Consider the following 12,256-nt stretch of genomic DNA (forward strand, 5'->3'; position numbering starts at 1 on the left):
ATGAGCCTGACCGCTGACGCGCAGCACAGCGCAACGTTTAGCTGGATCCCCCGTCAGGAGGATTTCGATGCCTTTGCCGATCTGTCCGGTGACGACAACCCGATCCACGTCGATCCCGAATTTTCGGCTCGCACACGGTTCGGACGGACGGTTTCCCACGGAATGCTGCTTTATACGCGGGTCTTTGCACATCTGGAGGCCCTCCATCCGGGGCGAAGCCATGTGGTGCAGACTTTGATGTTTCCCAATCCGGCCTATGCGGATGAGGAACTGACGTTTTCGTTCACGCCGAGCGAGGATGATGGGGACCTGATCCTGATCGAGGTTGCCCGTGCGGCGGACGGGGCCGTGACCTTGTCCGGTTCCTGCAAACTGGGGGGGCGGACATGAGCCTGGAAGTCGGAGCGCGCGCGGAAGTCAAACGCAGCTACACAGAAGACGACATGCGTGGTTTCGCGCAGCTTGCCGGAAACGGTACGGAAGTACCGGTGTCTGTTCCGGGACCACTGATCGGCGGGCTCTTTTCCTATCTGCTGGGCGTCAAGCTGCCGGGGAGTGGAACCAACTACCTGAAGCAGAGCCTGGAGTTTCTGGCGCCCGCCTCGGTCGGGGAGACGCTGACGGCCTCAGTGACCATCACGCGCCTGCGACCGGAAAAACACCTGGTCGATCTGGAAACGGTCTGTGAAGCCGAGGACGGCACCCGCATCTGTCAGGGCCGGGCGCTGGTCTATGTCGAGGATGTCGGCAAGGACTGAGCCGTTGTGTCAGGTTTTCAACTGCCGCGCGGCGTTAGGCTAACCGGGTGCGCATTCGGGGGCCTTTTACTCACCCTCGATGATCCGGACCTTGGATGGCCAGAAGGCGTAATGCCCGGCAAGTTTCTCCGCCATCGGCACCGGAGATCTGTAGACCCAGCCGATCTCCTCGCCGTCGTGGGAAATGTAGCTGGCGTCGCCCTTGATGGGGCAATGGGTAGACTTGTCGACATACCCGAAGCGGGTCTTGAGATCGGCTTCCGGCACGTAGATCACGGGGTCATAAAAAGACTTGCCGATTTCAAGAACGCGAACCGCATTGATGCTGTCCGCCAGCAGGGCTGCGCCCTGATAGATGCGAATACGCCGGGGCACGTCCTTGATCACCATCAGGTGGTCGGGGTTTTCCGGGTTGCGGATCGCCGTATCGAAGGCGGGCATTGTCTGCGCAGTCATGAGGTCCTCCGTGGAATTGGCCCTCATGTGTGGATGGTGACGGTGAAACGCAAAACAATTCTATGCTGCAGGGCACACGGTTTCGCTGGGTTTTGGGCGTTCGCAGGTTGAAGGTCATCGTTTCGGCCTTGATAATTCCTGCAGTTCTGCGCTCAAACAGGAGAACATGAATTTAGGAAGAAGTGGTGCCATGGCCGAAAGCGTTCAGGATTTTTTGAAACGGCTGTTCCTGCGGGCCGTCGAAGTGGCGGACCCGATGCAGAGCCTTGGTGCGTTTCTGCCGGAGAAACCAGCGGGCCGCGTCGTAGTGATCGGCGCAGGCAAGGCCTCCGCCCGAATGGCGGAAGCGGTCGAAAAGATCTGGGGGCCGTACGAAGGCCTGGTGATCACGCGCTATGGCTACGCGCGGCCGTGCGAAGGGATCGAGATCGTGGAGGCCGCGCATCCGGTGCCGGATGAAATGGGGTTTGTCGCGACCAAACGCATGATCGACTTTGTTTCCGGCCTGGGTGAGAACGACTACGTGCTGGCGCTCATGTCCGGTGGTGCCTCGGCCTTGCTGATTGCGCCCGCCGGAGAAATCTCGCTGGCCGAAAAGCAGGCGGTCAACCAGGCGCTTCTGGCCTCCGGTGCGCCAATCGGCCAGATGAACGTCGTGCGGAAACATCTGAGCCGGGTGAAAGGCGGGCAATTGGCAGCCGCTGCCTATCCTGCAAAGATGCTGGCTCTGCTCATTTCGGATGTTCCTGGTGACAATCCTGCTGAAATCGGGTCCGGTCCGACTGTTGGCGATACCAGCACGACGGCCGATGCCAAGGCGATCCTGGAGCAGTGGAAGATCGAAGTGCCGGCTTCGGTGCAACAGGTTCTCGCCGCCGGAAGCGGTGTGTTGAAGCCCGATGACGAAAAGCTCGGCCGCGTATCGAATGTCATCTTCGCAGCTCCCTCCCAGTCGCTGGAAGCTGCCCGAAACCTTGCTGAAGCAGAAGGCTGTGATGTCGAGATCCTGGGTGATGCCCTGGAAGGCGAAGCGCGGGAAGTGGCGCGTGCCCATGCAGAGCTTGCCCTCAGCCGCCAGAGCGAGCGCCCCGAAGGCAGCCGGCCCTTGCTGCTCCTGTCCGGCGGTGAGCTGACGGTGACCCGACGCGGCGAAGGCATTGGCGGACCGAACGCCGAATACGCCCTGGCTCTTGCCTTTGCCTTGCGCGGGGCTCCGGGTATCCACGCGATCGCTTGCGACACGGACGGTGTCGACGGGGCGGCAGAAGTGGCGGGTGCCGTCATTGGCCCGGATACGCTGGCGAGGGCGGACAAGGCGGGTGCCGATGTGGAAGAGGCACTTCTTACCAATGACGCTCACCGCTTTTTCGACACGATCGGAGATCAGGTTGTCACCGGGCCGACACTGACGAATGTCAATGATTTCCGTGCCATATGGATCGGATAGCGCATTGGCCGGGACGAATGCCCGCAAATCCTTTACCCGGCAAATGGTGCCGGAATTCCCAAGGGACCGGACTTGACTGAAATCAACATCACCCGTGTGGCGCGCCTGCCGGATCCGTTTCGGATCGAACGGTTTCTGTCCAATCCGAAGCTTGGCCCAAGGACGTTGTTCTTCAGCGGTGGATCGGCACTCAACGGTGTCGCCCAGTGCCTGAAGCGCTACACGCATAATTCCATCCACCTGGTGACACCGTTCGATTCCGGCGGCAGCTCGCAAGGGCTCAGGATTGCCTTCAACATGCCGGCCATCGGTGATCTCAGAAGCCGGTTGATGGCACTCGCCGACGAGACGGTGCTTGGCCATCCGGACGTTTTTCGCCTGTTCACACATCGGTTTTCGAAAACAGCCTCGCAAGTGGATCTGGCCGCCGAGCTGGAAAGCATGATCGCCGGAACGCATCCGCTTGTGGAGGCGATAGAGCAGCCGATGCGCACGCTCATCCAGAATCAGCTGGGCATGTTTCACGCCGCACGCCCGATAGATTTCGACCTGCGCGGCGCCAGCATCGGCAACCTGATCCTGGCCGGTGGTTACCTCAACCAGAACCAGCAACTTGAGCCGATCATCTTTCTGGTGGCCAAGCTGGTGGGTGTTCAGGGCACCGTCCGGGCCGTTGCCGACGACAACCTGCACCTGGGGGCAGACCTTGAGGATGGCGAGGTTGTCATCGGCCAGCATCTTCTGACCGGCAAGGAGCATCCACCCCTGGTTTCTCCGATCAGGAACCTGTTCCTCAATCGGGGGCTGACCGGCAAAGAACCTGCGGAAGCAGCGTTTCCGGACCGCAACCGGAGCCTCATCCAGTCTGCTGACCTCATCTGTTATGCGCCGGGCAGTTTCTATACCAGCCTGATCGCAAATCTTCTGCCGAAAGGCGTTGGAAAAGCCATTGCCGCGCGCACCGTTCCGAAGGTCTATGTGCCCGGAACGGGGCAGGATCCGGAAACCGGCACGATGAGTGTTGCCGACAAGGTGCAGACCCTGCTTGCCTACTTGCGGCGGGACGCAGGCAGCGATTGCCCGGTCGACCGTCTGCTCAACTTCGTGATCGTCGATCAAGCGGTTCCGGAGAAGGAAACGGAAGGGCTGCAGGCGCTCGGGCTTTCCGTGCTTCGGCTCGATCTCGTCAGCAAGGCGTCCGCACCCTATTATGCCCCTGTGCCGCTTTGCGAAACTCTGGTCTCGCTGACGTAAGCACCACCGAACATTCAGGACAAGGCCATGAAACGTACGAAGCTTCTAAACCGGCATCTCAGCAAACTGGTAGCCTCGCTCGGCCATATGGACGAGATCGTCCTTGCCGATGCGGGCCTGCCGGTTCCTGCCAATGTCGGTGTGATCGACCTGGCAGTCAGCCCCGGTATTCCGGCCTTCTTCGATGTTCTGGAAGCGCTGGCCGATGAAATGATCATCGAGCAGGCGGTCTTTGCAGACGAGGCATCGGAAGATCTCGTCACGCAGATCGAGGTCCGACTGGCCCATTGGGCGGCGGACACCAGCAAGCCGATCGAACATGTCCGCATGTCCCACGAGGACTTCAAGGAGCGTTGCTCGAAGGCACGTGCGGTCATTCGCACCGGTGAGTGCACGCCTTATGCAAATCTGATTCTCGTCTCCGGCGTACCGTTCTGACAATCGCCGCAGACGGTGTCTGCAAGGCCTGTCTCGACAGCCATCGATGAGAACTGACCGATGCGAAGGGGGGAGCGGAAATGCTCCTCCCATTTTTGTTTTCCGAAACGTTGCGGCAGCATGTTTCGTTGCAACGTCAGTTGCTTCCCGCTCTGCAAAAAATAAAAATTCGATCTCCAAAACCGATTTTGTTGACTTACAAAATCGGTTTTGTAAAAATTTTCCTCAATAAAACAAACTGTTGCCTTTTGAGGCTGCAGGCCGGGAATCGAGCCCTTCGGGCTCGCAGGGAGGATCGATGTCGCGACTTCGCGATTCCGTCACCATTGATGACGTGGCGCGCCATGTGGGCGTTGCGAAAGGAACCGTGTCGCGGGTCCTCAACAATTACACCGATATTTCCGAAGCCACCCGCAAACGTATCCTCAAGGCTGTTCAGGATCTGGGCTATCAGCCGTCGGCCACCGCGCGTAATCTGAAGCGCGGACGTCAGGACACGCTCGGCATCGTCATCCCCGTGGGTCACGGCAGTGGAGCGGATCCGTTCCTGTCCGAATTCATCGACGGCATCGCAAGAGCTCTCGACGAACTGGGGCTGGACCTTCTGGTGACCACTGCCCATTCACGCGAACACATGATCGAGACCGTGAAGCGGCTGATCGCCCGGCGCAAGGTGGACGGTTTCATCGTCACCCGAACGGAAGTGGACGATCCGCGCATCGCCTATCTGCGGGAACAGAATTTTCCATTTGTCGCCCACGGCCGCACGCGCGATCCGGCAGGCTATGCCTGGTTCGATATCGATAACGAGGCGGCCTTTGCTGACGGCGTTCGCCACCTCTACAGCCTCGGACACGAGCGGATCGGGTTCATCGGCGGTCCGATGGAACTCAACTTCGCGCTTCAGCGCCGCAACGGGTACAGGCAGGGTCTGGAGGCCCTGGGCCTTGTACATGATCCGGCATTGGAAAATCTTCAGCCGCTCAGCGAAAAAGGCGGCTTTGCAGGCGCCGAGGCGCTGTTGTCGCTGGAGGCGCCGCCGACCGCACTTCTGTGCGTGACTGATGCCCTTGCCATCGGCGCGGTGCAGTACTGCCGCAAGTTCGGTCTGAAGGTCGGCTCCGACGTTACCGTTGTCGGCTATGACGGCCTGCCGGTGGGCGAATACCTGGACCCGCCGCTGACGACCTTTTCGCAAAGCGCCCAGGAAGCAGGCGGCAGGGTTGCCCGCATGCTGATCGATGTTCTGGACGGCAAGAACCCCACGGATCTGCAGGCCCTTGCCAAGGCAAACCTGATCCGGCGCGCCTCGGATGGCGCTCCGGCAAATTCATCGGAGGCGCTTGCAAGCGCGCTCCGCGACCGGCTGAACCAACAGCCAAATTCCGGCAGGAAGGGAGAGTAATATGTTTGGGAGGACAACATTCCTGGCCTCGACCATCGCGGGCGTTCTGACGCTCGGTCTGACGGCCGCACAGGCCGAGACGTTGCGGTTCTGGACGACTGAAGAACAACCGGAACGCCTGGCCAAGCAGGAAGAAATGGCCGCCGCGTTCAAGGACAAGACAGGCATCGAGGTGGACGTCATTCCGGTGACGGAATCCGATCTCGGCACGCGTGCCACGGCCGCATTTGCCGCCGGCGATCTGCCGGATGTCATCTATCACACACTGCAATACGCGCTGCCCTGGGCCGAAGCAGGCATCCTGGATACGGAAGCTGCAACCGAAGTGTTTGAAAAACTGGGTGCCGGCACATTCGCGCCGGGTGCGGTTGCCATGGCTGCCGTTGAAGACGGTGTCGCCTCCGTGCCTGTGGACGGCTGGACCCAGATGGTTATCTACCGCAAGGACCTCTTTGAGGAAAACGGCCTTGCTGCCCCCGATAGCTATGAAGACATTCTGGCAGCCGTCGAAAAACTGCATAACCCGCCCGAGATGTTCGGTTTCGTCGCCGCGACCAAGGTGGACGAGAACTTCATGAGCCAGGTGCTGGAGCATGTGCTTCTGGCCAATGGTGTCAGCCCCGTCGGTGACGACGGTTTCAAGCCGCTGGACGAGAAGAAGACTGTCGAAGCACTGGAGTTCTACAAGGCCATCGCCAAGGCATCGCCTCCCGGAGACCTCTTCTGGAAGCAGTCGCGCGAACTTTATTTTGCCGGCAAAGCAGCCATGATTATCTGGTCGCCGTTCATCCTGGATGAGCTTGCCGGCCTGCGGGACAGCGCTCCGCCGACCATCACAGACGATCCGACCTCCACGGAACTTGCTTCCAAGACCGGTGTTGTCACCACCTTGAGCGGCCCGTCCAATCCTGATGGGGCAGCCTGGGCCGACATCCGTTACTTCGGCATCACCAACGATGCGGACACGGAAGCGGCGATGCAGTTCGTCGAGTTCTCCATGGATGACGGCTACCTGTCGACCCTGTCGATCGCGCCGGAAGGCAAGTTCCCGATCCGTCGTGGTTCAGCCGACAACGCGACCGAATTCGTCGATGGCTGGGCAAAGCTCCCGGTGGGCGTTGACCGCAAGGCGCCGCTGACCGATCTCTACGATGCCGATACCATCAAGACCATCGTCTCAGGTCTCGACACCGCCAGCCGCTGGGGCGTCAAGGAAGGCCAGCTCTCGCTTGCCTCCAAGATGATCAACAGCCAGGTGATGAACCGTCTGGTGCGTGAATACATCGACGACGAACGCGATGCTGCGGCAACCGTCGCCAAGCTCAACGAGGAACTGGCCAAGATCCAGTAACGCCTTTCCACCCCTCAAGACCCCACGAGGGGGCGGGAAAGCCCGCACATAACGGCCCGGACCGGGCGTCTATCGGATGCCCGGTCCTTCCCAATCTCCTGCCGCTGCATTGCCGGCAGCCGAGATGGGCTCCAGACAGTTGCCGATTGGGACTTGTCGGTCGCCAACGGCAGAACGGGATCTAGACCCCGGGCGGAAACATGAACACCAAAACCGAAGCTGACGCTTCCTCAGGGCCGCCGAAAGGCATCGGTCCGATGCAGCGGCGTGAAATGTGGCTGGCGTATCTGATGCTGGCGCCGACATTTGCCATCATCCTGATGATTGTTGCCGGACCGCTGCTTGCCAATTTCTGGATCAGTGTGAAGCCGGTTCAGCTTGCCGACCTGCGGCCGCCGACCGTGCTCGTCAACGAACGGGTTCGTGGCCGGCCAAAAGCAGCAGGCGACGAGGCCCGGCTGGAATACCGGTTGCGCAATTCGTCCCAGGACGAGGAAGTCCGCAACGTGACGCTGAGCGATGTGGTGCCCGATGGCTTCACGGTGACTTCGCATTCCGAAAACTGCTCGCTCAATGGCGTCGCGCTGACGTGCGATCTCGGAACCGTAGCGCCTGGCTGGCGCGGCGACGTCGAACTGGTCGGAACTGTGTCGCAAGCGTTTCTGGATGCAAACCGTCCCGAACGGGCGAGCGAGCCTGTTATTTCGGGCGAAGCCAATAATGTGCTGACCAACTTCGAATTCACGTTCGAGAACTTCAGCCGGATCTTCAGCGCGGACGAGTTCTGGTCAGTGCTGCGCATTACGTTCTACTACACGATCTTCGGGACTGGCGGCGCGTTGGTGCTGGGTCTCTTTGCGGCGCAGCTCCTGAACACGACCTTCCCCGGTCGCGGTGTCCTGCGGGGCCTGTTCCTGTTTCCCTACGTCTCGCCGGTGATCGCGGTTGCCTTTACCTGGGTCGTTCTGTTCGACCCGTTTTCCGGCACGCTCAATGCCCTTTTGACCAAAATGGGCGTTGTCGCCGATCCGATCAATTTCTTCGGCCAGAGGGCGATCGAGTTTTCCGTTCTCGGCATTCCGATGGAATTTCCCCTGGCGCTGACGACGGTGATTGCCTTCGAGGCCTGGCGTTACTTCCCGCTGTCTTTCCTGTTCATCCTGGCGCGCATGCAGTCGATCAACACGGACATGTATGAAGCTGCCGAAATGGACGGGGCAACGCCGCTGCAACAGTTCTGGTACCTGTCGCTGCCGCAACTGATGGGGATCCTCTCGGTCCTGTTCCTGCTGCGCTTCATCTGGACCTTCAACAAGTTCGACGACATCTTCCTTCTGACCGGCGGCAACGCGGGCACGCGTACGCTGACCGTCGATGTCTATGAGCAGGGATTTGCCCTGTCCAATCTCGGCGCCGGTGCGGCCGTTGCCGTGGTCGTCTTTGTCGTCCTTGTCACCTTCGCCACTTTGTTCATCCGCTTTTCGCCGAAGGAGGAAGGGCTATGAGACCCGGCAGTATCGTTCTCGCGGCGCTGACCGGCCTGATCTGGGGCGTCACTGCCATGGTGGTTATCGGTGTCACGCTGACACTGGTGACCGGCGATGTGGCGCAGCCGCAGGCAACGGCGGCAGGTCTTGCAGGGCTTGTCAGTGCTCTGGTTCTGGTCTGGAGGCAGTCGACCGGGGGCGCTGGAGCGATGGCGGACAGGGGGCTGTCTGCAGCCGTCCTGTTCGTCGTCCTGATGGTGGCTTCCTTCGCGGCTCCCTTCGGTCTGTCGCTTGGTCAGCACACGCTGTGGCAGGGACTTGGTCTGGTGATGTTTGTCGCCGGTGTTACCGGTGCCAATGCGATCTGCCTCGGTGGGGCCCGGCTTGGTGCAATGTCGCGCTACGAGCGTGAGGTCGTCTATATTCGCATCGCGAAGGGCGTCGGCTTCGTCGTCTTCTCGATCATTGTCGCCTTGCCGTTCTACGTCATGATCATGACCTCGCTCAAAAGTCAGCAGGCGCTGCTGGCCAATCCGCTGGACCTGTCGATCGACGTCAGTCAGGGTATCAGCGGGCTGTTCCGGTCCTATGTCGAGCTTTTCACCCAGTTCAACTTCGGCCGTTACCTGATGGTGTCCGCCTTCGTGTCGGTGGCAACCGTCGTGCTGACGCTGCTGTTCTCGGTGCCGGGCGCCTATGCCGTGTCGCGGCTGCGGTTTCCGGGGCAGGCATTCCTGGCCCGCTCGGTGTTGCTCATCTACATGGTGCCGGCGATCGTGTTGGTGATCCCGCTCTATGCGGTGTTCTCGCAGCTTGGCCTGCGCAACACGCTCACCGGCCTGCTGATCGTCTATCCGGCAACCACCATCCCGGTCGCGCTCTACATGTTGCAGGGGTACTTTCGCGGTCTGCCGTCGGAGCTGGAGGAAGCCGGACTGATGGACGGGCTGTCGCGCATCGGCGTGATCCTGAAGATCACCCTGCCACTGTCCCTTCCGGCGCTGGCCTCCGTCTCGCTTTACGTCTTCATGATCGCCTGGAACGAGTTCCTGTTCGCGTTCATGTTCCTGGACGATCCGGACATCTTCACGCTGTCGCGCGGAGTGGTGTCCCTCAATTCCTCCGAGGTGCCGCGTCAGCACCTCATGGCGGGCGCGGTAATTGCGACCGTGCCCGTCCTTTTCATTTTCCTGTGGTTCGAACGTTTCCTTGTCCAGGGCCTGACGGCCGGCAGCGTCAAGGGTTGAACGATCAAGAGAAGGGGCTCTGAAGAGCCCGAGGGAGTACGCTGTGGCACACGCAGATCTAGACCAGGCGGCAAAGGCCATCCTGACCGAAAACGACCAGGGCGGGTACACGATCCCGACGAAGGGTCTTTATCCGTACCAGTGGAACTGGGATTCCGTCTTTGTCGCCCTGGGGTTTGCGGAATTCGACCAGGACCGGGCCTGGCAGGAAATCGAGATGCTGTTCCAGGGCCAGTGGCGCGACGGAATGGTGCCGCACATCCTGTTTCGCAAGGACGATCCGAGCTATTTCCCCGGACCGGGCGTATGGGGAACCGACGGCGGTCCGATCCCGAGTTCCGGCCATTCCCAGCCGCCGGTGGCCGCGTCCGTCGTCCATAGCCTGGTGGAGGCTGACCGGACCGGCAAGGCGCTGGAGCGGGCGAAGGCCTTGTTGCCGAAACTGATGGCCTGGCATCGCTGGTATCTTGCCTATCGTGACCCGAAAAACCTTGGTGTCATTGCCGTCATTCACCCCTGGGAATCCGGTCGGGACAACCTGCCGGACTGGGACGAGGCGCTGCGGGCGGTCGAGGTCAAGGACATTGGTCCCTATGAGCGGAAGGACACCTCTCATGTCGATCCGGCCATGCGACCGCACAAGGAGGACTACGACCGCTATCTCAGCATTGTCGCTGCTTGCCGCAAGGTAGGCTGGAATCCGGAAAAAGTCGCCGAAACCTGCCCGTTCTTCGTTGCCGACCCGGGCGTTACCTTCATCTTCCTGCGCGCCAACCGGGATCTTCTCGCACTGGCCGAAAAACTCGGCATGAGTGCGGAAGCCGACGAGATCCAAGGGTGGATCGCGACGATGGAAAAAGGCAGCCGGACGCTTTGGAATGATGAGGTCAAGGCACATGTCGCTTTTGACGAGCGTCGCGGCAAGCAGACAGATGGCATCTCCAGTGCATCCTTCCTTGCGCTCTATGCAGGCCTCCATGATCCGCAGACCCTTGGTGCGCTTCAGGGACATTTCGACAGGATCGCGGCGCGGGTCGAATACCTGATGCCGTCCTATGATCCCGATCACCGCAGTTACGAGCCCTTGCGGTATTGGCGCGGACCGGTGTGGGCGATGATCAATTACATGATCGCGAAGGGCTTTGCCGAATCAGGCGATGCCGCCCGGGCCGAACGACTGCGCGCCGACACCGCGCGGCTGATCGAAACCGGAGGCTTTGCGGAATATTTCAGCCCGGAAACGGGCGCAGGAGCAGGTGGCGGATCGTTCTCCTGGACGTCGGCCATCTGGCTGACCTGGGCTTCGCCTTCACACGCCGAGCAGGCAGCTTAAGGGGGACGCGATGGGAGCGATCCAGCTCAACAAGGTTGAAAAGTGGTTCGGCAACCTGCAGGTCATCAAGGGCATCGACCTCGACATCAAGGATGGCGAATTCGTCATCTTTGTCGGACCGTCCGGCTGCGGGAAGTCGACACTGTTGCGTCTGATCTCAGGGCTTGAGGAAACCAGCCGTGGTGCTATCGAGATCGATGGCAAGGATGTGACAGCGCTGCCGCCATCGGGGCGGGGACTGTCGATGGTCTTCCAGTCCTACGCGCTTTATCCGCATATGTCGGTGCGCGAAAACGTCGGTTTCGGTCTGAAGACCGCAGGCTTTCCCAAGGCGGAGATCGACCGCAAGGTGAATGCGGCTGCCGAAGTGCTGAAGCTGGACGAATATCTCGACCGGCGCCCCAAGGCGCTTTCGGGGGGACAGCGCCAGCGGGTGGCGATCGGCCGCGCCATCGTGCGCGAGCCAGGTGCCTTCCTGTTCGATGAACCTCTGTCGAACCTCGACGCAGCGCTCCGCGTTGAAATGCGTTTCGAGGTCGCCCGGCTCCACAAGAGCCTCGGCACCACCATGATCTACGTGACACACGATCAGGTGGAAGCCATGACGCTGGCCGACAAGATCGTGGTTTTGCAGGCCGGCAGGATCGAACAGGTCGGATCGCCGCGCGAACTTTATGAACGGCCGGACAATCTGTTCGTTGCCCAGTTCATCGGTTCGCCGAAGATGAACGTGTTGCCCTGTTCACTCGAAGAAGGACGGTTTTCGCTGCATGGGCATGGCGGCGGTCCTTATCCGTATGCCGGCAGCGGACAAACACCGGTGAAACTCGGCATCCGTCCGGAGCACATCAGCCTTGCAACGCCGGGCGAGGGGCATTGCACCGGGACGGTGGAAGTGGCCGAATATCTGGGTGCAGACACCTTCCTTTACGTGGCGCTCGACGGGCTTGAAACGATCCTGGTGCGGATCAGCGGTGCCGAAGACGTGGAGGAGGGTACTCGTGTTGGTCTGACTTTCGACGAGAGCCGCCTGCATTTCTTCGACGGCGAAGACAAGGCCATCCGCTAAGACTGTCTGTC

12 protein-coding genes are annotated in these 12,256 nt (G+C 60.6%); 11 read left to right on the forward strand and 1 reads right to left on the reverse strand.

Annotation, left to right across the window (positions count from 1 at the left end; translation table 11 throughout):
* Together FIV05_RS11580 and FIV05_RS11585 are read left to right on the forward strand one after the other, a co-directional pair.
* Nucleotides 1-390 (forward strand): MaoC/PaaZ C-terminal domain-containing protein, encoded by a 390-nt coding sequence (locus FIV05_RS11580; protein ID WP_152509646.1) that lies wholly within the window; start codon nucleotides 1-3, stop codon nucleotides 388-390.
* On the forward strand, nucleotides 387-758 hold the full coding sequence (locus FIV05_RS11585) for a phosphate acetyltransferase (protein ID WP_152509647.1): 372 nt from the start codon (nucleotides 387-389) through the stop codon (nucleotides 756-758). The genes FIV05_RS11580 and FIV05_RS11585 overlap by 4 nt, the downstream gene beginning before the upstream one ends.
* A 66-nt stretch (nucleotides 759-824) precedes the next feature.
* Here FIV05_RS11585 and FIV05_RS11590 read toward each other — a convergent pair whose 3' ends face one another.
* The gene (locus FIV05_RS11590) at nucleotides 825-1,214 is read right to left on the reverse strand and encodes a DUF427 domain-containing protein (protein WP_208984244.1); all 390 of its coding nucleotides are present in this window, start codon (nucleotides 1,212-1,214) and stop codon (nucleotides 825-827) included.
* 190 nt (nucleotides 1,215-1,404) lie between these two features.
* On the opposite strand from FIV05_RS11590, the gene FIV05_RS11595 reads away from it, so the two are divergent.
* The 9 genes from FIV05_RS11595 (at nucleotide 1,405) to FIV05_RS11635 (ending at nucleotide 12,245) form a co-directional block, all read left to right on the forward strand.
* Nucleotides 1,405-2,661 (forward strand): glycerate kinase, encoded by a 1,257-nt coding sequence (locus FIV05_RS11595; protein WP_152511903.1) that lies wholly within the window; start codon nucleotides 1,405-1,407, stop codon nucleotides 2,659-2,661.
* A 72-nt stretch (nucleotides 2,662-2,733) separates the two neighbouring features.
* A complete protein-coding gene (locus FIV05_RS11600; protein ID WP_152509648.1) occupies nucleotides 2,734-3,915 on the forward strand; it encodes a GAK system CofD-like protein in 1,182 nt (393 codons plus the stop codon).
* 27 nt (nucleotides 3,916-3,942) lie between these two features.
* Nucleotides 3,943-4,353: a D-ribose pyranase gene (gene rbsD, locus FIV05_RS11605; RefSeq protein ID WP_152509649.1), complete on the forward strand. Its 411-nt coding sequence runs from the start codon at nucleotides 3,943-3,945 to the stop codon at nucleotides 4,351-4,353.
* 298 nt (nucleotides 4,354-4,651) lie between these two features.
* Nucleotides 4,652-5,758 carry a substrate-binding domain-containing protein gene (locus FIV05_RS11610; RefSeq protein WP_152509650.1) on the forward strand — a complete coding sequence of 369 codons (1,107 nt, stop codon included), beginning with the start codon at nucleotides 4,652-4,654 and terminating at the stop codon, nucleotides 5,756-5,758.
* A 1-nt stretch (nucleotide 5,759) separates the two neighbouring features.
* On the forward strand, nucleotides 5,760-7,109 hold the full coding sequence (locus tag FIV05_RS11615) for an extracellular solute-binding protein (RefSeq protein WP_075284699.1): 1,350 nt from the start codon (nucleotides 5,760-5,762) through the stop codon (nucleotides 7,107-7,109).
* Nucleotides 7,110-7,309: 200 nt separating this feature from the next.
* Nucleotides 7,310-8,614, forward strand: coding sequence for a sugar ABC transporter permease (locus tag FIV05_RS11620; RefSeq protein WP_152509651.1), 1,305 nt, complete (start codon nucleotides 7,310-7,312; stop codon nucleotides 8,612-8,614).
* Nucleotides 8,611-9,843 (forward strand): carbohydrate ABC transporter permease, encoded by a 1,233-nt coding sequence (locus tag FIV05_RS11625; protein WP_152509652.1) that lies wholly within the window; start codon nucleotides 8,611-8,613, stop codon nucleotides 9,841-9,843. Before FIV05_RS11620 ends, FIV05_RS11625 begins: the two co-directional genes overlap by 4 nt.
* Before the next feature lie 43 nt (nucleotides 9,844-9,886).
* Complete coding sequence (locus FIV05_RS11630; protein ID WP_152509653.1) at nucleotides 9,887-11,176, forward strand: trehalase family glycosidase; 1,290 nt, start codon at nucleotides 9,887-9,889, stop codon at nucleotides 11,174-11,176.
* A gap of 10 nt (nucleotides 11,177-11,186) precedes the next feature.
* On the forward strand, nucleotides 11,187-12,245 hold the full coding sequence (locus FIV05_RS11635) for an ABC transporter ATP-binding protein (protein ID WP_152509654.1): 1,059 nt from the start codon (nucleotides 11,187-11,189) through the stop codon (nucleotides 12,243-12,245).
* Nucleotides 12,246-12,256: the final 11 nt, after the last annotated feature.

The sequence above is a fragment of the Labrenzia sp. THAF191a genome (assembly GCF_009363335.1).
Lineage (GTDB): Bacteria > Pseudomonadota > Alphaproteobacteria > Rhizobiales > Stappiaceae > Roseibium > Roseibium algicola.

Excerpts from the sequence above, each read along its gene's own strand:
- FIV05_RS11595 (WP_152511903.1), top strand. The coding sequence starts at position 1,405 with ATGGCCGAAAGCGTTCAGGATTTTTTGAAACGGCTGTTCCTGCGGGCC.
- FIV05_RS11625 (WP_152509652.1), top strand. The coding sequence starts at position 8,611 with ATGAGACCCGGCAGTATCGTTCTCGCGGCGCTGACCGGCCTGATCTGG.
- FIV05_RS11620 (WP_152509651.1), top strand. The coding sequence starts at position 7,310 with ATGAACACCAAAACCGAAGCTGACGCTTCCTCAGGGCCGCCGAAAGGC.
- FIV05_RS11590 (WP_208984244.1), bottom strand. The coding sequence starts at position 1,214 with ATGACTGCGCAGACAATGCCCGCCTTCGATACGGCGATCCGCAACCCG.
- FIV05_RS11635 (WP_152509654.1), top strand. The coding sequence starts at position 11,187 with ATGGGAGCGATCCAGCTCAACAAGGTTGAAAAGTGGTTCGGCAACCTG.
- FIV05_RS11580 (WP_152509646.1), top strand. The coding sequence starts at position 1 with ATGAGCCTGACCGCTGACGCGCAGCACAGCGCAACGTTTAGCTGGATC.
- FIV05_RS11615 (WP_075284699.1), top strand. The coding sequence starts at position 5,760 with ATGTTTGGGAGGACAACATTCCTGGCCTCGACCATCGCGGGCGTTCTG.
- FIV05_RS11610 (WP_152509650.1), top strand. The coding sequence starts at position 4,652 with ATGTCGCGACTTCGCGATTCCGTCACCATTGATGACGTGGCGCGCCAT.
- rbsD (WP_152509649.1), top strand. The coding sequence starts at position 3,943 with ATGAAACGTACGAAGCTTCTAAACCGGCATCTCAGCAAACTGGTAGCC.
- FIV05_RS11585 (WP_152509647.1), top strand. The coding sequence starts at position 387 with ATGAGCCTGGAAGTCGGAGCGCGCGCGGAAGTCAAACGCAGCTACACA.